The organism is Endothiovibrio diazotrophicus, from assembly GCF_054657215.1.
In genome coordinates this window covers 1-18,459 of record NZ_BAAHXB010000109.1, presented here as the reverse complement: position 1 = coordinate 18,459, position 18,459 = coordinate 1, and the positions used below count along the sequence as shown (strand labels likewise).

The window sequence follows — 18,459 nt, the reverse complement described above, 5'->3', positions numbered from 1 at the left end:
GAGTTATTCTTTCGCGGGCCCTTAGTGGAAGAGCGCGCGTGCGCGCCAATACTAAACATTCGAGGCCGACGGTGGCCACACCTTTCCGTTGGAGGAGGTGCTTGGAGCCGGCACGGCTCACTCAACACTAAACGTTCAACACCGGGAACCCCGCGGGGCCTCTATCGATGCAGGGCGTGTCAGAGATACCGCCGCCAATATTCCGGCCGCGGGTCCCGACAGCCGTGGGGCAGGTGTTGGTAGCGGTTGATGAAGATCTCGCGGGTGGCGGCCGGCTGCGGCATCTGGCAGCCGCGGTTGGCGCACTCGGTCTCCTCGGTGTAGTAGTAGAGGGCCCGCTTCAGCTTGGTGAGCAGGTTGGTCTCCAGGTGGAAACCGAGTTCGCTCAGCATCTCTTCGATCACCTGGAGGGAGAGGTGGCGCAGGTCGTAGCGCACGCCGATGCAGCGCTCGCCGATCAGCCGCACGCTCTCCATCCCTTCGATTCCATCCAGCAGCAGCAGGGCGGTGTGTGCCTGGTTGGGATCGGGGTGGAGGGCCGCGAAGCAGATCTCGCGCTGCTTGATCGCGCTGGCGTCGATTTCAGTCATACCGCAAAGCCTCGACCGAAAACCGGGTTTTTTCAATCAGGGATAGTACTGACGGATTTGCCTTTTGCGGCTGGAGTTATTTTCTGAGGCCCTAAGGGCCCATCCTATGGTTGGCCATATTGGCCGAGGGTGGCGCGGGGGTGGCCGGCGGGATCGCGATAGGTGGTGATCTTCCGGTAGCCGTGGACTCGGAGGAGCCCCGCCACCGCCTCGCCCTGATCGTAGCCGTGCTCCAGCAGCAGCCAGCCGCCGGGTTCGAGGTGGTCGCGGGCGCCAGCCACGATGTGGCGCAGGTCGTCGAGGCCGTCTGCGCCAGCGGTGAGTGCGGTGAGGGGCTCGAAGCGGACGTCGCCGCGGGTGATGTGGGGGTCGCCCTCCTCGACGTAGGGGGGGTTGCTGACGACCAGATCGAAGTTCCGCCCGGCCAGCGGCTCGAACCAGTTGCCGGCGAGGAATTCGACGTTGCCGAGGCCCAACCGCTCGCCGTTGCGCCGGGCTACCGCCAGGGCCTCCCGGGAGCGTTCCACCGCGACGATCCGCCAACGGGGGCGCTCCGTCGCCAGGGCGAGGGCGATCGCCCCGGAGCCGGTGCCCAGATCGGCCACCGACGCCGTCTCCGCGGGCAGCCGCGCGAGGGCCAGTTCCACCAGCAGTTCGGTCTCCGGCCGCGGGATCAAGGTGGCCGGCGACACCTCCAGCTCCAGGGACCAGAACCCCCGCCGTCCGGTGAGGTGGGCCACCGGCTCCCCCGCCTTGCGTCGCGCCACCAGCGCCCGGAACGCGGCCAACGCATCGCCGCCCACCTCCCGTTCCGGCCAGGTGTAGAGATGGGAGCGCCCCTTCCCCAGCACGTGGCAGAGCAGCAGTTGGGCATCCAGCTCGGCGCTGTCGGAGGCCTTCAGCTCGTCCCGCGCCCGGGCCAGTGCGTCGGCGATGGTGGTGGTCTTTTTGGACATGGGATGAAAAACGCGGAGAACGCAGAGACGCAGAGGACGCAGAGATTGGGGAAGGTCTTGGGAGGCCGTGCCGGGGCGTGGCGCCTTCCTTTCCGTGGGCGCCGATATTTAGCGTTGCGCCGCTTACCCCGTCAAGCCCTCTCACCTCTTCTCTGCGTTCTCTGCGTCTCTGCGTCCTCCGCGTCGATCATCCCAAGCTTGGTGCGCAGTACCCGAGGCCGCTTGCGGTCGGCGGTGGTTGGCGGCACCCTTGGGCCCCTTTGGATGAGCGTCGAGGTAGCCGCCGTGAAGATCGCCAGTTGGAACGTCAACTCCCTGAATGTCCGTCTGCCCCATCTGCTGGAGTGGTTGCGGCAAGAGCCGGTGGACATCCTCGGTCTCCAGGAGACCAAGCTGGTGGACGAGAAGTTTCCCCGCGAGGCGATCGAGGAGGCCGGCTACCACGTGCTGTTCAGTGGCCAGAAGACCTACAACGGGGTCGCCCTGCTCAGCCGGGAGCCGGCGCTCGAGCCGGTCACCGACCTGCCCGGTCTCGACGACCCCCAGCGCCGGGTGCTCGGCGCCACCGTCGGCGAGGTGCGTTTCCTCAATCTCTACGTCCCCAACGGCCAGGAGGTGGGCGCGGAGAAGTATGCCTACAAGCTGGAGTGGCTGGAGCGCTTGCAGGCCTACGTCGAGGAGCAAGTGCAGACCTACGAGCAACTGGTGGTGGTGGGCGATTTCAACATCGCTCCGGACGACCGCGACGTCCACGATCCCAAGGCGTGGGCCGGGCGCATCCTCTGCTCCGATCCGGAGCGGGAGGCGTTCCGCCGCTTGCTGGGGGCGGGGCTGAGCGACAGCTTCCGCCTGTTCGAGCAGGAGGAGAGGAGCTTCTCCTGGTGGGACTACCGGATGAACGGCTTCAAGCGCAACCTGGGGCTGCGCATCGACCACATCCTGGTGAGCGAGGCGCTGCGCGAGCGCTGTACCGCCAGCCGTATCGACAAGGTGCCGCGCGGCTGGGAGCGCCCCTCCGACCACGCCCCGGCGGTGGCGGAGTTCGCTTGAATCAGCGGGCCTCTTCGGCCTGCTCCTCCATGCGCTGGAGGAGTCCCGGTGCCTTCTCCGCCAGCAGTTCCTCGGTGCTCAGGTGGGCGATGGCGGCGGCGGCCTGCTCCTCGTCGCAGCGGCGCTCCCAGGCCAGTTGCTGGATGTAGTAGCCGCGCCAGGCGGCCAGATGTTCTTCGAAGCGTTGTCGGTTCATCGTCGGCTCTCCGGAAACGGTGGGCCATTATAGCGGCGCGGCGGCGGGGCCTTCTTCCCCGGTGGGGGTGCGCTTGTCGGGGCGGGCGGCGTAGCGGTCGATCGCCTCCAGCAGCCGCGCCTTGCGGATCGGCTTGGTGAGGTGGCCGTCGCAGCCCGCCTCCAGGCTGCGCGCCTCGTCGCCGTGCAGGGCGTGGGCGGTCAGGGCGACGATGGGGGTCGCCGGGAGACGCTGGCGCCGCTCCCGTTCACGAATCCGCCGGGTCGCCTCGTAGCCGTCCACCAGCGGCATCTGGATGTCCATCAGGATCAGGTCGTAGGCGTCGGCGGCGGCCTTGCGTACCGCCTCCTCCCCGTCGGTGGCGATCTCCAGCCGGTGGGGGGTGCGCTTGAGGTAGGTGGCGATCAGGGTGCGGTTGTCCTCGGAGTCCTCCACCAGCAGCAGCCGGGCGCCCGCGGAGGGCGGTGTCGGGGCGCTCCCGCCGGCGCCGGTCGGGAGGGCGGCGATCGGTGGTGCCTCCACCAGCGGCAGGGTGAAGGTGAAGCGGCTCCCCTCGCCGGGCCGGCTGTGGACGCCGATCTCGCCGCCCATCAGCTCCACCAGCCGCTTGCAGATGGCCAGCCCCAGGCCGCTGCCGCCGTAGCGGCGGGTGATCGAGGTGTCGGCCTGGGTGAAGTGGTCGAAGATCTGCTCGAGGTGCTCGGCGGCGATGCCGACCCCGCTGTCGGTGACCGTGAAGCGCAGGCGCTGCTCCGTCTCCAGCGCCAGGGTGACGCCGATCTCGCCCGCGTCGGTGAACTTGATGGCGTTGCCGATGAGGTTGATCAGCACCTGGAGCAGCCGCGTCGGATCGGCGCGGATCGCCGGCGGTACCCCCGGAGCGATGTGCAGGCTGAGCATCAGCCCCTTGTCGTGGACCCGCTCGCCGAGCACCGAGCAGATCTCGTCGAGCAGGTGGCGGGGGTCCACCGGGGCGTCGTGGAGCTCCAGCCTCCGGGCCTCGATCTTCGACAGGTCGAGGATGTTGTCGATCAGCCCGAGCAGGGTGTCGCCGGCCTTGCGCAGGAGCTGCACCTGGTGCCGCTGGTCGTCGCCCAGCGGGCCTTCCAGCAGCACGTCGGCCATGCCGATGACCACGTTCATCGGGGTGCGGATCTCGTGGCTCATGGTGGCGAGGAATTCGCTCTTGGCGCGGTTGGCGGCGTCGGCGGCGTTGCGCGCCTGCTCCAGGGCCCGCTCCACCTGCTTGCGCCGTTCCACCTCGTCGGAGAGGTGGTCGCGCGAGCGGGTGGTGGCGCGCAGCCGCTCGGCGACCCGGTTGAAGGCGTCGGCCACCTCGCCGATCTCGTCGCGCCGTTCCACCGCCAGCCGTCCCTGCGGGTCGTCGACGTCGAAGCGGGCGAGGGCCTCGCGCAGCCGCTGGATCGGGCCGAACACCCGCACCCCCCAGAAGCCCCAGACGCCGATCAGGATCACGCCGAGGATCGCCACCATGGCGTTCATCAGCCGCGCCACTTCGCCGGTGGTGCGGTTGTGGTCGCGGTGGACCCGTTCGGTGAGGATGGTGATCAGCCCGGCCATCAGCTGGGCACGGGTCTGCAGCAGCTCGCCGAGGCGCTCGCGCTGGCGGTCGAGGGTCGCGCGGGCGGCAGGCGTATCCCCCTTGCGTTGGTCCAGCACCGCCAGCCGGTCGAAGAAGCGGCCGATCTCCCGGTGGTGGCCGCGCAGTTCCTCCAGCGGCTCGCGCAGCAGCGGGGCGCCGGCGGTGCGAAGCCCTTCGAGCGACGCCTCAAGGGTGCGGTGTTTGTTGTGCCACTGGCGGGCGGCCCGCTCGGTGGGGTGGAGCAGGTAGTCGGCGGTGAGCGAGGAGAGCTGGAACACCTGCATGCCGATGTGGTCGAGGCGCCGCCCCTGTTCCAGCGTGTCGCGGTGGCTTCCCTCGAGGTCGAACAGCACCCCGCCGACGCCGGCGATGAGCAGCGTCGAGAGCAGCGTCCCGGCCATCAACAGGGTCTTGATCCGCATGGGGGCCTTAGAAAATACCGACCTTCTCCGGGGCGACCCGCCGCAGGGCGGGGAGGTAGAGGAGATCGAGGTAGTTGGGCAGGGTATCGCCGTCGACCAGTTTGCGGTCGATGGCCCAGCGGGCCTCGGATTCCATGGTGTTGAGCAGCGACTGGTTGAGGGTGACGTCGAAGTCGAGATCGCGCCAGACGGCGGCGACCACCGCTGGATTCATCTTCAGCCGCGCCGCCACCCGGGCGATCGATGGTTGGGGCTGGGCCCGCAGGCGCTGCACCGCCCGGATCAGGGCGCGCGTCACCTTCTCCAGCACCTGCGGGTGGTCGCGGGCGTAACCCTCCATCACCAGCGCGTTGAACGTCTCGATGTACGGGCGGTCGTGGGGCAGCAGGCGCACCGCCGGGCCGAAGCGTTGGCGGGCCAGGTGGATCCACGGCTCCCACATCGCCACCGCGTCCACCCGGCCGCGGATCAGCGCGTCGCCGGTCTCCTCCGGTGCGATGTGGATCACCTCCAGGCGGGCCGGGTCGACGCCGCTGAGCGCGGCCACCTCATCGAGGAAGAAGTGGGCGGAGGCGCCGGTGACCGTCCCCACCCGGTGGCCGGCCAGCCCCTCGATGGCGTCGATGCCGCTGTCGCTGCGGGTGAGCAGTTTGACGTCGTTGGTGGAGCTGACGAAGGTGCAGAAGAGGCGGAAGTCGCGGCGCTTGAAGCTGTTGAACATGGCTACGACCTCGGAGGAGGTGGCGATGTCGGCCTCGCCGTCGAACAGCATGCGGGCGGTGCGGTGGCCGCCGATCACTTCGTGCAGCCGCACCTCCAGTCCCTCGGCGGCGAAGTCGCCGTAGTCGTCGGCGAGCAGGAACGGTGCGGAGAGGGGGGTGACCGACACCGCCACGTTGACCGGCGGGGCGGGCCGCTCCTCGGCGCCGACGGCGACGGTGGCAAGGCTCAGGAGCGAAATCAACCAAACGATGAGAAGGTTTTTGTTCATCCGTGTCACGTAGTTATTGGGCGTCGGGAGACCAAGAAGTATATAGCCCACGGATGGTGGGGTGTCCCGACGGGGGGGCTCGAAGGGGGGGGCACGAAGGACGCGAAGGGAAGACAGTGTGCTCGACGGTGGCACTTCACTTCCCCGTAGGAGCGGCCCCAAGGCCGCGATGGGGACGCAGTGAGGTGTTTCATTTCGGCTGGCGGTGCGAGCGGAAGCGGCGTCATCGCGGCCTAAGGGCCCGCGAAAGAATAACTTCCTGTTTTGGGGCGTCGAGACGCCCGCCCGGCAAGGCGCGCAAAGGGGCGCATACTTGCCGTATGCAACCCTTTGCGCAACGCCGCCGGGCGGAGCGGATCGGCGTTCCAAAACAGGAAGTTATTCTTTCGCGGGCCCTTAGGGCCGCTCCTACAGGAGAGGTCTCGCCGGCCGTCGGCAATCAGGCGGCACGCGCGGGGGCCGCCGTGCCGAACCACCATGGCCTGCCCCCTCTTCCCCCCGGCGTAACACTACCCCGCCGCGGCGATGCGGAACTGGCCGACCAGGCCCTGCAGGCGGTCGCCGAGTCTGGCCAGCTGATGGCTGCACTCGTTGGCGTAGCCGGCGTTGCGGTCGGCCTCCTCGGCGTTGTGGGCGATGCGGCTGACCGAGGCGCCGACCTGTTCGCACACCGCGCTCTGCTCGGCCGCGGCGCCGGCGACCCGGTCGCCGATGGCGGCCACCTGGTCGATCACCGCGCGCAGCGCGTCGATGGAGTGGCGCGCCTCGCCGGAGCGGGCGGTGCCCTCGTCGGCCAGGGCGCGGTTGCGGTTGAGGTCTTCGACCAGGGCGGCGACGTCCCGCTGGAGGTTGTCGACGATGCCGCCGATCTCGGCGGTGGAGCCCTGGGTGCGGGCGGCCAGGGTGCGTACCTCGTCGGCCACCACGGCGAAGCCGCGGCCGTGTTCGCCGGCCCGCGCCGCCTCGATGGCGGCGTTGAGCGCCAGCAGGTTGGTCTGCTCGGCCACCGCGTCGATCACCTCCACCACCTCGCCGATCTTGCCGCTCTGCTCGGTCAGGGTCTCGATGTGGCCGGCGATGCGGGTGACCTCCCCGGCGAGGCGGTTCATCACCTGGATCGCCTCCAGGATCACCGCCGCGCTCTCGCCGAGGGAGGCCTCGGCGCGTTCGCTGGCGCTGCGCGCGGCGGCGCCGCTGGCGGCCACCTCGTTGGCCGAGCTGGCCAGCTGGCCCATGGCGGCGGCGGTCTCGTGGAGTTCCCGGCGCTGGACGCCGGCGGCCTCGCTGGCCTGCCCCGCCACCTCGGCGCTGCGCCCGGCGGAGTCGGTCAGTTCGCGGGTCGCCTCGGTGACCTCGCCGACGATCCGGTGAACCTTGCCGGCGAAGGCGTTGAAGGCGGCGCCGAGGGCGTCCAGTTCGTTGCGGCCGCGGTCGGGCAGCCGTGCGGTGAGGTCGCCGTCGCCCTCGGCGATGTCGCGCATCCGCCTCACCGCCTGTTCGATGGCGCGCACCACCCAGGCGCTCACCACGCCGTTGCCGAGGGCGAGCAGCAGGGTGAGGCCGAGGGCGGCGGCGAACAGCAGCTGCATGCGGGTGACGATGGCGGCGCGGCTCTCGATCACCTCCTGCTCGCCGGCGGCCACCGCCTTTTCGAGCTGCCCGATCAGCCCGTCCAGGGCCTGGCGGCTGGCGGTTCCCTCGGCGATCTGCTGCTGGGTGTTGCGCCACTCCTTGGGGTAGCGGGCGAGCAGCGAGCGCAGTTCGGCCAGCGGCTCCTCGACCTTCTCCTGCGCCTCGCCCGCGTCCTCCTCTTCGAGGCCGAGGGGGTCTTCCTCGACCGCCTCGGCGGTGACGGTGACGCCCAGCCGGGGCAGGGCGAGGAGCCGTTCGACCTGTTGGCCCATGGCGGTGACGGTGGCGTCGACCGCCTGGGCCAACTGCGGGTCGGCGGTGTCGACGAAGCGCCGGCGGACGGTGGCCAGGTGGTAGAGGGCGCCGCTCAGGCGCTGGGCGGCGGCGGCGTAGCGGAACGCTGCCGCGGGCTTTTTCTCCAGTCCGGCGGCGGCGTAGTCGGCGATCGACTCGATGCTGCCGAGGATCTCGCGCTCGGCGTTGCGCAGCAGTCCCTGGGTGTCGCCGGCCAGTTTGCCGGCGCCGCGGTAGCGTACCGTGAGCCCTTCGTGGAGGGCGTCCAGGGAGGGACGGATGCGGGCGACGGTGCCCTCGGGGAAGGCGGTGAGCTGCTCGTCGCGCAGCTCGCGGATACGGTTCTCGGCCGCCGACAGCTTCAGCGCGTCGCCGCTGGAGAGGTAGGCGTCCACCGAGTGGCGCAGGCCGATGGTGGCGGCCTCCTTGAAGCGGAAGAAGTCGAGGATCTGGCGGTAGGGGCGTTCCAGGCTGGTGAGTCCCCACTGGAGGGTGATCGCCGAGCCGATGGTGGCGGCGATCAGGGTTCCGGTCAGCAGCTGGGTGAGGGTTTTGATGCGCATGGCGGCTCCCTGTAGTCGTAATAATGGCGGAGTCTGCTGCCGATCCTTGGCATCGTGACAATTTGATAACGAAAAGATGACAGTTCTATTGCATTTTTGTTTCAGCGGGGTCAGCGCAAGGTCATTTTTTACGTTCAGCAGGTGGCTTCGTTCTGTCTCTCCGGAGGGGTTTTCCGGGCTTCATGGCCGGGGGGCGGTCGGCCCATAATGGACCCCCTTCTTCCCGAGGCCGAGCCCATGCCCCGTCTTTTTCCGCTGCTGCTGTTGCTGTTTCCACTCGTTGCCGTCGCCGCGCCGGCGCAGCGGATCGTCTCCCTGGCGCCCCACATCACCGAGCTGTTGTTCGCCGCCGGCGCGGGAACGAAGGTGGTGGGGGCGGTCGATTACAGCGACTACCCGGAGGCGGCGCGGGCGGTGCCGCGGGTGGGGGGGTACCGGCAGCTCGACCTGGAGGGGATCGTCGCCCTGCGGCCGGACCTGGTGGTGGGCTGGGACAGCGGCAATCCGCGGCCGCAACTGGAGCGGCTGGAGGCGCTGGGGCTGCACCTGATCACCGAGGACCCCCATCGGTTGGAGGATATTCCCGCGGCGGTGGAGCGGCTGGGGGCGCTGGCGGGGACCGACGAGGCGGCGCAGGCGGCGGCGGGCCGCTTCCGCGAGGAGTTGGCGCGGCTGCGCGCGCGCTACGGCGGGCGGCCGCCGGTGCGGGTCCTCTATCAGATCTGGGACCGGCCGCTGATGACGGTCAACGGCGAGCACCTGATCAGCGACGTGATCCGCCTGTGTGGCGGCGAGAACGTCTTCGCCGGGCTCTCCGCGCTGGCGCCGCAGCTGGATGTGGAGGCGGTGCTGGCAGCCGACCCGGAGGCGATCGCCGCCAGCGGCATGGACGAGGCGCGCCCGGAGTGGCTCGACATGTGGCGGGCGTGGCCGAAGCTGACGGCGACCGCCCGCGACAACCTCTTCTTCATCCCCCCGGACCTGATCCAGCGCCACACCCCGCGCATCCTGCAGGGGGCCGCCCGGCTGTGCGATCAGTTGGAGCAGGCGCGTTCGCGGCGCGGTGGGTGATGGGGAAGGGGCGGCGGCGCGCCTCCTCGCCACCCCCATCAGGCCTCTCCTTCATCCCCGCGCAGCTCCTTGGCCAGCTCCGTCTTGTTTTTCAGCCCCAGCTTGGCGTAGATGGCGTGGGCGTGCTTGTTGACCGTCGAGGCGGAGATCGCCAGTCGCCGGGCGATCGTTTTGTAGCTGGCGCCGTCGGCGAGCAGCCGGGCGACCTCGTCCTCCCGTTGGCTGAGGTGATCGACCGGGCCCGCTTCGCGTGCGGTCAGGTGGTGGATGTCGTCGAGGGTTTGGCGCTGCACGGTGATTCGCTGGCCGATGAAACGCCTGGCGCGCCGGTTCAGCAGGGCTTCGACGAGTGGCGTCGGGAGCTGCGCGCCGCTCCATTCGGGCCACTCCGCGCGCAACCGCTCGGTGAACCGGGGTTCGGCCTGATGCAGCACCCCTTGGTCATCGCACAAGGCGTTGCCGCACGCGGCGGTGCGTGGGGGAGGCAGCCGGTGCTGGACCATCCGCAACCGGTTGAGATCGGCGCTCTCCACCAGATGGGGGATCAGCAGTTCGAGGAGCAGCCGTTCCTGCGCCTCGAAGGGGGATGCCGACGCACCCCGGTAGAGACTGACGACGTTGAACAGTCCGGTGACCGGCTCCTTCATCGCCACCACCACGGCGTACTCGATATCGAACCGCCGGGAGTGCTGTTTGACCATCTCCATCTGCTCGCGTTCCCCCGGCGCGTAGACCTCGTCGATGAAGAAGGCGCGCCGGGGGTGTTGCAGCACCGCGGCGAGTATCCGGTCGTGGTGTTTGAAGCGTTCGTAGTTCTCCATGAAGTGGGGGGGCAGGTTCTGCAGGTGGACGCCGTGGATCACCAGTTCGCGCTCCGCCCCCATCGCCCACAGCGCGCGGTCGAAGGGGATCTCCGCGCGGGTCTGTTCCAACGCCCACCCCTTGAAGTGCGTCGCCCCGATCTCCCGGCTCCCATGGTGGAGCCGCAGCAGCAGCTCGCTCAGTCGATGGGCCCGTCTTTCGCTGATGTTCAGTGGCAATGTCCGCCCCTCCCGGTGGTGTTTGCGGCCCCGATTTTCCCGGTTGCCGGCCGGGAGTGCCAACGACATAGTCCATTCGATCCATAGATCGTCGCTATTTCCTGGAATATGGTATGGGAATCCCTCCGAATTCAGGGCTCCCGCCATGCGACGTCTGCTGTTTCTTCTCGTTCTGATCGCCTCGTGGTCCGGCGCCGTCGATGCGATGCAGCCCGACATCCGTCTCAACGGTTCCGACGGGCCCTTGGTGGGGCTCCCCGACCTGCCCCTGGAGCTGAGCATCTCCCTCGACAGCGAGGGTTTGCAGGGCGACGCGGTGGAGTGGTGGCTGGCGGCGGAGACCCCGGCCGGCTGGTTCTCCTACACTGCGGCGCAAGGGTGGGTGCCCGGGGTGGTTCCGGCGCTGGCGATGGCGCCGGTGAGCGTGGTGCCGGTGACGCTGCCGCTCCCCTCGCCGCTGCCGCAGGGCGAGTACCGCTTCCATTTCGGTCTCGATGAGGCGGTCGACGGCACGCCGGCGCCGGCCTGGCTCGACAGCGTCAGCCTGTCGGTGGTGGGGGAGGATGCGCTGCCGCCCTCCTTCCCCGGCATCGCCCGGGTCACCGCCACCGGCACCGACCGTTTCGACCTGAGCTGGCGTCCCGCCTCCGACAACCATACCGCGGAGGGGGAGCTGCTCTATGAGATCCACGCCGATCCGGCGGCGGGGTTCACCCCCGATGCGGCGACGCTGGTGCAGACGGTGCGCGGTGAGCTGAGCGCGACGGTCACCGGCCTCGCCCCCGCCACCACCTATCAGGTGCTGGTGGTGGCGGTGGACGGTGACGGCAACCGTAGCGTCGAGCGGGACTACGAGACGGTTACCACCCTCGACGTCGAGAGCCGGCGGGGGAGCGGGGTGGCGGTCTACCTGCCGGAGGCGTTGGGACTGCCGGAGCCGGAGCAGAGCGGTTCCACCTTCACCTTCGATCTGAGCGGCGGCGACGTGGCGGCGCCCGACGTCGGCGAGCTGCTGGTCGGTCCGCAGGGCGGGACGGGGTACCTGCGGCGGGTGGTCTCGGCGACCAAGAGCGGCGGGCGGATGATGGTGGAGACCGCGGCCGGTTCGCTCAGCGAGGGGTTGGAGGAGGGGAGCGTCGACCATCTCCAGCGCCTCTTCGACGTGGCCGAGGGGAGTGCCGCGGGCAGCTCCGCCCGGTTGCGCGTCAGCCGTCGCGGCCGGGGCGCGGGGAGCGTGGCGCGGATGGAGTGGCGCGACGGCGGGCTGGTCGCCGAGCAGCGCGAGGGCGCCGCGTCGGTGCCCGGACTCCGGCTCACCCCGCAGGACGGCGGGCGCTACCGGCTCGACCTCGGCGAGGCGCCGGGGGCCGGGCGGGAGGTGGAGCAGCAGGTCAGTTTCGAGCTCACCCCCTCGTTCGAGCCCGGCCTGAGTACCCGTCTGGTGTGGGGCAGCGGCGGCACCCTGCGCCGCGGCGAGGTGATCGCCCGCGGCAAGCTGTCGCTGGACGCCGAGGCGACCTACCGCCTCACCGCCGGGGCGGCCTACAACCCGGAGCCGGTGGAGCTCTTCTCGCGCACCTTCCGCAGCACCTACCTGGTGGGCACGGTGCCGGTCTATCAGGAGGTGATCCTCTCGGTGAAGGCGCAGGCGAGCGCCGCCACCAGCGCCAACGTCACCGCCACCGCCTCCGCTCACGCCGCCACCACGCTCTCCTTCGGCGTCCGTTACAACGCCTCGCTACGTCAGTGGCAGGCGGTCTCCGACCAGACCTACGAGAAGTCGCTGACCACCCGGCTGACCGCCAAGGGGGGCGCCACCGCCGAGGTACGGTTGATCCCGGATATCACGGTGAAGTTCTACAAGGCGCTCTCCGCCGGCCTCTCGGTAGAGCCCTATCTGCGCGGCGAGGCGGCGGTGGAGGCGGCGGCGTCGAGCGAGGGGGTCGCGGCGGAGTTGACCCGCTTCGAGTTCGCCCTCGGCGTGGAGTGTTTCGCCCACGCCGATCTCAACGTGGTGGTGGCCAACATCACCATCCTCGACCATCGGCGGGTCTGCGGCCCGCCGTCGGAGGAGGATGACGGCTGGTCGGTGGCAATCGACGAATATCCGCTGTTCGATCTGCCCCAGCTCACCCTGTTGCCGATCACCTCCACCGCCGCGGGACGACCGGTGGCGCTCACCCTGAAGGTGGTCGACGGGACCAACAACCCGTTCGATCTCGGCTCCCTCCAGTGGGCGGTGACCCCCGAGCCGGGGGAGGCGGTACGGCTCACTGCCGACCAGCGGCAGGCCGACGGCAGCCGCCTGCTCCAGGCGGAATTCGTCGGTTGCACCGCCGAGCCCTACACCGTTACCGCCTCCGGCTACGGCCGGCTCGGCGCCATCGCCACCCGCACCGTATCGGGCACCGCGTCGGTCACCGCGGGGAGCTGCGGCCCGCTGGCCCGTGCCACCATCGCCCCGCTGTTCGGTGCCGCGCCGCTCACCGTGGAACTCGACGCGGGTGAATCCACCGTTCCCGGCGGCGGCACCCCGACCTTCCACTGGTCGGCCGATGGCGACCGCGAGGCCGACACCGCCCAGGCGAGATTCACCTTCGACACCGTCGGCAACTATCGGATCCAACTGACGGTGGGGGACGGCAGCGGTGAGGTGGATACGCTGGAGGAGACGGTCACCGTGGCCAACTGCCGCTACCTGATTCGTCCTCTCAGACAGGATTCGCGGGGGCTGGATCTCGAAACGAGTGTCAACACCTGGGATTCCTACACCCTGTTTTGGCGGGTCTGCGCATGGACCGGGAGCCGTGGCGGCGAGGCTGCCCGCAGCACCTACTGGTCTTCCACCCCGGTCGAAGGGAGCCCTCCCGCCCAGTGGGGGAGCCGCGCCAGCGCCGAGCATCTGAGCGAAGTGAAAGACGGTGAGGTGCTTCAGGACCTCACCTACTATTGGGACGATACCGTCGCCTATTACGGCGACCATTCCGAGCCGGTCACCCCTGTCTTCCAGTGGGTTCGTCCGGACGACGCAGGGTGCCACTGGACCAGCATCGGCAGCGACACCGAGTGCCGGGCGGAGGCCCTCAACTCGATGGCCAACCGCCCCGAATTGGATCTCTCCAGGCCCTGGTGCATCCCCTACGCCACTTTTGATCGGTTCGGAGGACAGGGGGGCGGTCGCTACAGTGACCTGCCGATGGTTTTTCCGATCTGCGACGAGGAGCGGTCCGCCTTTGTCGACAACCGGTTCGGCGAGTTGTGCCTGAGCTATCCCGATGAGGCGCGGTGCGGGGCCTTCGAACGCTACTGCGGCAACTACCCGGACGACGAGACCTGTGCGGCGATGGCGCTCCAGCAACAGCAGTTCTGCGACAACGTTCAGTCCCAGACCTATCCCGCTGCCGCCAACCTCGAGGCCTGTGCCGATCCGGCGGCGCGGTGGTCGTGGGGGCTGTGATGTTGGAGCGGTGTTTCGACCGTCGGGCGTTTGCCCGCTTCATCCCGTCGTTTTCCGCCAGCGCCTTCAGGTGGAACTCGGGGTAAGGGCGGGGTGGTGAGCGCTCATTCGCCGGCCCACTCCGCGCGCTTGGCGATTAGCTGATCGAGCCCCTGGAGGAGGATCGGTGCGGGGTGGAGGAAACGCTCGCCGTCGAGGGGGACGATGCGGGTGGCGCCCTGGATCGGCGGGAGCGCGCACTGCTTCGCCCCCGGCCGTTCGAAGAGGAAGATCACCTGCGGGTTCAGCTCCCCGATCAGTCGCTCCAGTCCCTCGCCCGGTTCGCTCCAGTGGAGCCGCTCGGCGGTCTCGACCACGCTGAAGCCGGCGCTGGTGAAGAGGTCGTAGAGCCAGGTGTCGCGGCCGAAGCTGTAGGGGCGGCCGGTGCAGGCGGAGAGCAGCAGCGCGCGTTTTCCGCCGGCGGCCACCGCGGCGGCCTTGGCGCGCCAGGCGCCGCGGAAGGCGGCGGCGCGTCCCGCCGGGTCGCTCAGGCCGGCCGCGGCGGCGATGGTGCGCAGGTTCTCCTCCACCTGGGCCATGGAGTGGAAACCGTCCAGGCGGTAGGCGTGGGTGCCCGGCGGGGTGAGTGCCTGCACGCGCTCCTCCGGGGTCCAGTCGGAGGTGAACCAGAGCGCAGGTTCGAGGAGCGCCAAGGCCTCGCCGTCGGGGTCGAGGACGCCGCCGGTGCGCGGCCGGTCGAGGGTGTCGTAGCGGCTGGTGCCGACGATGCAGTCACTGAGGCCGAGCCAGGCGAGGGTGTGGGTGAGGTAGGGGGATTGGCTGACGATGGCGGGGCAGTCGGCCGGCGGTCCCTCCGCCGCCGCGCCCGCCCCAGCCCCCCACAGGAGGGCGATGAGGGCGAGCGCCGGGAGAGGGCGGTCACTGCGCATAGCGGATCGCCACGAACAGTTCGGCGCCGGGCTGGTTGTAGGTGTTGACCGTCTGGTAGTCGCGATCGAGGGCGTTGCTCAGGGTGGCCTGGAGGCTCCACTGCTTGTCCAGCCGGTAGCCGGCGCGCAGGTCGAGCAGGGCGTATCCGCCGAGGCGGGTGAGGTTGGCGGCGTCGTCGAAGCGGCGGCCCTGGTAGAACAGGGTGGCGCCGGCCGACAGCGCGCCGAAGTCGCGGTCGAGGTCGAGCCGCAGGGTGTGGTCGGCGCGGCGGCGCAGGCGGTTGTCGCTGTCGCGGTCGCGCGGATCGAGCAGCGTCAGCTGGCCGTGGCTGCGCCAGCCGGCGAAGGTGCCGCGCAGCTCCAGTTCGACGCCGTCGATGCGCGCGCGGGAGGTGTTTTGCGGCACCCAGTTGCCGCTGGCGTCGGGGGCCCAGTCGATCAGCTCGTCGATGCGGCTGTGGAAGGCGTGGAGCGACCACTCGCCCCAGCCGGGAGTGGCGGTGAGGCCGGCCTCGACGGTGGCCGACTCCTCGGGGCGGAGATTGGGGTTGCCGCTGCCGGGCCAGTAGAGCTGGTTGAGGGTGGGGGCCTTGAAGGCGGTGCCGGCGGAGGCGGTGAGACGCAGGCCGCGGTCGATGCGGTAGCCCCACGCGAGGTTGCCGGTGGTGTGGCCGCCGAACTGCTCGTTGTCGTCGTGACGCAGGGCGGTGAGCAGGTCGTGGTCGCCGCGGTTCCATTGGTACTGGGCGAACAGCGAGTGGTTGTCGCGCCGGTCGACGGTGTAGGCGGTGTCGCCTTCGGCCTGGTCGCGGTACCAGTCGAGGCCGAGGGTGAGGAGATCGTCGTCGTCCACGGTGAGGTCGTTCTGCCAGGTGATCTGGTGGCGGCGGGTGTCGATGGTGGAGTAGTGGGCGCCGTGGTCGAACTGCTCGCTCCGGTCGAGGTTGCGGGCCAGTTGGAGGCTGCTCTGCCAGCGCTCGCCGAGGGGCAGGCGGAGGTCGAAGGCCATCACCTGCTGGACCACGTCGCTCTCGTCGGGGGCGCCGTCATATTCGTTGTCGCCGTCGGCGTGGAGCAGGGTGAAGCCGAGCCGGCCGCCCCGCTCGAGGTCGTGGCCGAGGCTCAGCGAGAGGGCGTCGTTGCGGTAGCCGTCGCGATCCGGTTCGTCCACCGCGTACCAGCCGGTGGTGGGCTGGCGGGCGTCGATGCCGTCGGTGCCCTGGTGGCTGGCGGCCACCGCGTAGTCGAGTCCGCCCTGGCGTCCGGAGAGGGCGGCGCGGGCCTCCACCCGCTGGTGGCTGCCGATCCCGGCGGCGGCGTCGAAATGGCGCTCACCGCCGCCGCGGCGGGTGAAGATCTGCACCACGCCGCCGATGGCGTCCGAGCCGTAGAGGGCGGCGTGGGGGCCGCGCACCACCTCGATACGGTCGATCAGGCCCAGCGGCAGGTCCTGCCAGGCGGGGGTGCCGGTGGTGGCGGAGCCGACCCGCACGCCGTCGATCAGCAGCAGGGTGTGGCCGGCGCCGGTGCCGCGCAGGTAGAGGCCGGTGGGCTTGCCGGGGCCGCCGCTGTTGGTCAGGTCGATGCCGGCCAGGCCGCGCAGTAGTTGGATGAGGTCGCGGGCGCCACTCGTCTCGATGGCCGGGCGGTCGATGACCGTCACCGGGGCGAGGGCCTGGTCGGCGGTGATTGGGGTGCGGGTGGCGGTGACCACCATCACCGGCACCGATTCGGCAGCCAGCGGGGTGACGACGGGCAGGGTGAGCAGGGTCAGCCCGGCGAATGCCGGGGAACGGTTCTTCACGGTCTTCTCTCCACAACAGGGTCCGCGCGCACCCGCGCGGAGGTATTCGGGGCGTGACGGGAGAGAAGAGGCGGGTGGGACGAGGCCGGAGGCGGCCGCACACCGGCCGCCTCCGCCCTCCGCGGTACGCCGTGGCAGCCTCAGGCCGGTCTCCGGGCTGGTGAGCGGGAGCGCGTCCCGGGCCGAGCCGCCTTCCCACGCGCGTGCGCAGTGGCGTGTTGGCTCGCCCTTGACTCACTTACCGTTGCGGGGGCAGCGCCGGAATTGTCGCAGCGGGCGACGCACCGGCTTCCCGTTTCATCCCGGGCGGAGGAACCGTCCGGGACACCTGAAGCGGCGGGGAGTTTGGGGGGGAGGGGGAGGGGTGTCAAGCGGGTGAAAACGAAAAAACGCGGCCGAGGCCGCGTTCTGTGCGATAGGGCGTAACGCGCCGGAGCGCTATTTGGCGTCGTCCGGCTTCGCTTCCTCCGCCTTCTTCATGCGCGCCGCCATCTCCTGCTTGCGCTCCTCCAGCATCTTGCGGTGTTCGGCGCGGTAGCGGTCGATGGTCGCCTGCATCTCGGCGAACTGCTGCTCCTGCCACTCCTTCATCTGCTGGTGGCGCTCCTCCATCTGCTTGCGCCGTTCGGCGAACCGCGCCTCCATCTGCTTCTGCTGTTGCTCGTAGAACTTGCGCAGGGACTCCGCGCGGCGGTCGAGGATCATCCGGTATTCGTCGGCGGAGTAGGCGGTGGTCGGCGGCGGCAGCGGGGGTTGGTAGCCATTGTTCCCGTCAGTGGCCGGGGTGCCCCGGCCCGGTCCGCTCATCCCGGGGCCCATCCCCATTCCAGGCCCCATTCCCCGTCCCGGCCCCATGCCGCGACCCATTCCATAGCCGGGGCCGTAGCCCGGACCGTACCCTGGACCGTAACCGTATCCGTATCCGGGAGCGGCGGTCTGGGGAATGGCGGATGGGGTGGAGGTCTCCTGCGCACCGGCGGGGGTGGCGGTGCAGGCGAAGGCGATGGCCGCGGCGACGACCAGTGGGCTGCTCTTCTTCATTAGCTGACTCCTCAAGGGGGTTCGAGGTGGGTACGATCCGTCCGCCGTGGAGCATAACAAATGCGCTTGGAAATACCACCGGCGGAAGGTGGCTACCCGTCGTCCCGCAGCGCCTCCCAGCGGTTGTGGATCAGGCAGAACAGATCGGCGGTGCGCTCCGCGTCGTAGATCGCCGAATGGGCCGCGTTGGAATCCCACGGGAGACCGGCGGCGGCGGCGATGCGGGCGAGCACCGTCTGCCCGTAGAACAGCCCGCCGAGGGTGGCGGTGTCGAAGCTGCTGAAGGGGTGGAACGGGTTGCGCTTGATCTTGGTGCGCTCCACCGCGGCGTTGAAGAAGCCGAGGTCGAAGATCGGGTTGTGGGCGACCATCACCGCGCGGTTGCAGCCCTGCTCCTTCACCTCGGCGCGGATCGGTTTGAGCAGGGCGTTGAGCGCCTGCCGCTCGGGCAGCGCGCCGCGAAACGGGTGGTAGGGGTCGATGCCGGTGAACTCCAGTGCCTTGGGGTCGAGTTCCGCACCGTCGAAGGGCTCGATGTGGAAGGCATGGGTCTCGAAGCGGTGGAGGCGGCCCTGGTCGTCCAGCCGCACGATCACCGCCGCCACCTCCAGCAGGGCGTGGCGCCGGGGGTCGAAGCCGGCGGTCTCCAGGTCCACCACCACCGGCAGGAAGCCGCGAAAGCGTGCCGCCATCGGGCTCTTCTGTTTGCCGCCGTTCATGGCAACGAGGATAGCGGATTCAGCCTCGGCCTGCCTCTTACCCACAAATCGGCCATCAGTGAGTCGCTGGGCGGTCAGCCGCAAGGCGCGCTCTCGCCGGG

14 protein-coding genes and 1 riboswitch are annotated in these 18,459 nt (G+C 69.8%); of the genes, 3 read left to right on the top strand and 11 right to left on the bottom strand.

Going from position 1 to position 18,459, the window contains the following annotated elements:
- Positions 1–179 precede the first annotated feature (179 nt).
- A complete protein-coding gene (locus ACYQ2W_RS20760) occupies positions 180–590 on the bottom strand; it encodes a hypothetical protein (protein ID WP_459871627.1) in 411 nt (136 codons plus the stop codon).
- 104 nt (positions 591–694) lie between these two features.
- Positions 695–1,546, bottom strand: a complete 852-nt coding sequence (gene prmC / locus ACYQ2W_RS20755) for a peptide chain release factor N(5)-glutamine methyltransferase (RefSeq protein ID WP_459871624.1) — start codon at positions 1,544–1,546, stop codon at positions 695–697.
- A 285-nt stretch (positions 1,547–1,831) separates the two neighbouring features.
- Here prmC and xth point away from each other — a divergent pair, with 285 nt between their 5' ends.
- Positions 1,832–2,596, top strand: coding sequence for an exodeoxyribonuclease III (xth, locus tag ACYQ2W_RS20750; RefSeq protein ID WP_459871632.1), 765 nt, complete (start codon positions 1,832–1,834; stop codon positions 2,594–2,596).
- 1 nt (position 2,597) lies between these two features.
- Here xth and ACYQ2W_RS20745 read toward each other — a convergent pair whose 3' ends face one another.
- The 4 genes from ACYQ2W_RS20745 to ACYQ2W_RS20730 form a co-directional block, all read right to left on the bottom strand.
- Positions 2,598–2,792 carry a hypothetical protein gene (locus ACYQ2W_RS20745; protein ID WP_459871621.1) on the bottom strand — a complete coding sequence of 65 codons (195 nt, stop codon included), beginning with the start codon at positions 2,790–2,792 and terminating at the stop codon, positions 2,598–2,600.
- A 27-nt stretch (positions 2,793–2,819) separates the two neighbouring features.
- Positions 2,820–4,817, bottom strand: coding sequence for an ATP-binding protein (locus ACYQ2W_RS20740; protein ID WP_459871618.1), 1,998 nt, complete (start codon positions 4,815–4,817; stop codon positions 2,820–2,822).
- A 7-nt stretch (positions 4,818–4,824) separates the two neighbouring features.
- Positions 4,825–5,808 (bottom strand): ABC transporter substrate-binding protein, encoded by a 984-nt coding sequence (locus ACYQ2W_RS20735; RefSeq protein WP_459871616.1) that lies wholly within the window; start codon positions 5,806–5,808, stop codon positions 4,825–4,827.
- Between the two features lie 509 nt (positions 5,809–6,317).
- Positions 6,318–8,297: a methyl-accepting chemotaxis protein gene (locus ACYQ2W_RS20730; RefSeq protein WP_459871613.1), complete on the bottom strand. Its 1,980-nt coding sequence runs from the start codon at positions 8,295–8,297 to the stop codon at positions 6,318–6,320.
- Positions 8,298–8,534: 237 nt separating this feature from the next.
- On the opposite strand from ACYQ2W_RS20730, the gene ACYQ2W_RS20725 reads away from it, so the two are divergent.
- Positions 8,535–9,368, top strand: a complete 834-nt coding sequence (locus ACYQ2W_RS20725; protein ID WP_459871610.1) for a cobalamin-binding protein — start codon at positions 8,535–8,537, stop codon at positions 9,366–9,368.
- A 38-nt stretch (positions 9,369–9,406) separates the two neighbouring features.
- Here ACYQ2W_RS20725 and ACYQ2W_RS20720 read toward each other — a convergent pair whose 3' ends face one another.
- On the bottom strand, positions 9,407–10,408 hold the full coding sequence (locus tag ACYQ2W_RS20720) for a helix-turn-helix transcriptional regulator (protein WP_459871607.1): 1,002 nt from the start codon (positions 10,406–10,408) through the stop codon (positions 9,407–9,409).
- Positions 10,409–10,553: 145 nt separating this feature from the next.
- Here ACYQ2W_RS20720 and ACYQ2W_RS20715 point away from each other — a divergent pair, with 145 nt between their 5' ends.
- On the top strand, positions 10,554–13,865 hold the full coding sequence (locus ACYQ2W_RS20715) for a PKD domain-containing protein (protein ID WP_459871604.1): 3,312 nt from the start codon (positions 10,554–10,556) through the stop codon (positions 13,863–13,865).
- Between the two features lie 104 nt (positions 13,866–13,969).
- Here ACYQ2W_RS20715 and ACYQ2W_RS20710 read toward each other — a convergent pair whose 3' ends face one another.
- The 4 genes from ACYQ2W_RS20710 to rnt form a co-directional block, all read right to left on the bottom strand.
- The gene (locus tag ACYQ2W_RS20710; protein ID WP_459871602.1) at positions 13,970–14,794 is read right to left on the bottom strand and encodes an ABC transporter substrate-binding protein; all 825 of its coding nucleotides are present in this window, start codon (positions 14,792–14,794) and stop codon (positions 13,970–13,972) included.
- Positions 14,784–16,598, bottom strand: a complete 1,815-nt coding sequence (locus tag ACYQ2W_RS20705; protein ID WP_459871600.1) for a TonB-dependent receptor domain-containing protein — start codon at positions 16,596–16,598, stop codon at positions 14,784–14,786. The genes ACYQ2W_RS20710 and ACYQ2W_RS20705 overlap by 11 nt, the downstream gene beginning before the upstream one ends.
- Before the next feature lie 126 nt (positions 16,599–16,724).
- Positions 16,725–16,945, bottom strand: a riboswitch (cobalamin riboswitch).
- A 91-nt stretch (positions 16,946–17,036) separates the two neighbouring features.
- Positions 17,037–17,639 carry a hypothetical protein gene (locus tag ACYQ2W_RS20700; RefSeq protein WP_459871597.1) on the bottom strand — a complete coding sequence of 201 codons (603 nt, stop codon included), beginning with the start codon at positions 17,637–17,639 and terminating at the stop codon, positions 17,037–17,039.
- Between the two features lie 92 nt (positions 17,640–17,731).
- Complete coding sequence (gene rnt / locus ACYQ2W_RS20695) at positions 17,732–18,358, bottom strand: ribonuclease T (RefSeq protein WP_459871630.1); 627 nt, start codon at positions 18,356–18,358, stop codon at positions 17,732–17,734.
- Between the last annotated feature and the right edge of the window lie 101 nt (positions 18,359–18,459).

What these genes read in the sequence shown, in the direction of transcription:
- ACYQ2W_RS20760 (WP_459871627.1), bottom strand. Translation starts at nt 590, where the DNA reads ATGACTGAAATCGACGCCAGCGCGATCAAGCAGCGCGAGATCTGCTTC.
- prmC (WP_459871624.1), bottom strand. Translation starts at nt 1,546, where the DNA reads ATGTCCAAAAAGACCACCACCATCGCCGACGCACTGGCCCGGGCGCGG.
- ACYQ2W_RS20745 (WP_459871621.1), bottom strand. Translation starts at nt 2,792, where the DNA reads ATGAACCGACAACGCTTCGAAGAACATCTGGCCGCCTGGCGCGGCTAC.
- ACYQ2W_RS20740 (WP_459871618.1), bottom strand. Translation starts at nt 4,817, where the DNA reads ATGCGGATCAAGACCCTGTTGATGGCCGGGACGCTGCTCTCGACGCTG.
- ACYQ2W_RS20735 (WP_459871616.1), bottom strand. Translation starts at nt 5,808, where the DNA reads ATGAACAAAAACCTTCTCATCGTTTGGTTGATTTCGCTCCTGAGCCTT.
- ACYQ2W_RS20730 (WP_459871613.1), bottom strand. Translation starts at nt 8,297, where the DNA reads ATGCGCATCAAAACCCTCACCCAGCTGCTGACCGGAACCCTGATCGCC.
- ACYQ2W_RS20725 (WP_459871610.1), top strand. Translation starts at nt 8,535, where the DNA reads ATGCCCCGTCTTTTTCCGCTGCTGCTGTTGCTGTTTCCACTCGTTGCC.
- ACYQ2W_RS20715 (WP_459871604.1), top strand. Translation starts at nt 10,554, where the DNA reads ATGCGACGTCTGCTGTTTCTTCTCGTTCTGATCGCCTCGTGGTCCGGC.
- ACYQ2W_RS20710 (WP_459871602.1), bottom strand. Translation starts at nt 14,794, where the DNA reads ATGCGCAGTGACCGCCCTCTCCCGGCGCTCGCCCTCATCGCCCTCCTG.
- ACYQ2W_RS20700 (WP_459871597.1), bottom strand. Translation starts at nt 17,639, where the DNA reads ATGAAGAAGAGCAGCCCACTGGTCGTCGCCGCGGCCATCGCCTTCGCC.
- rnt (WP_459871630.1), bottom strand. Translation starts at nt 18,358, where the DNA reads ATGAACGGCGGCAAACAGAAGAGCCCGATGGCGGCACGCTTTCGCGGC.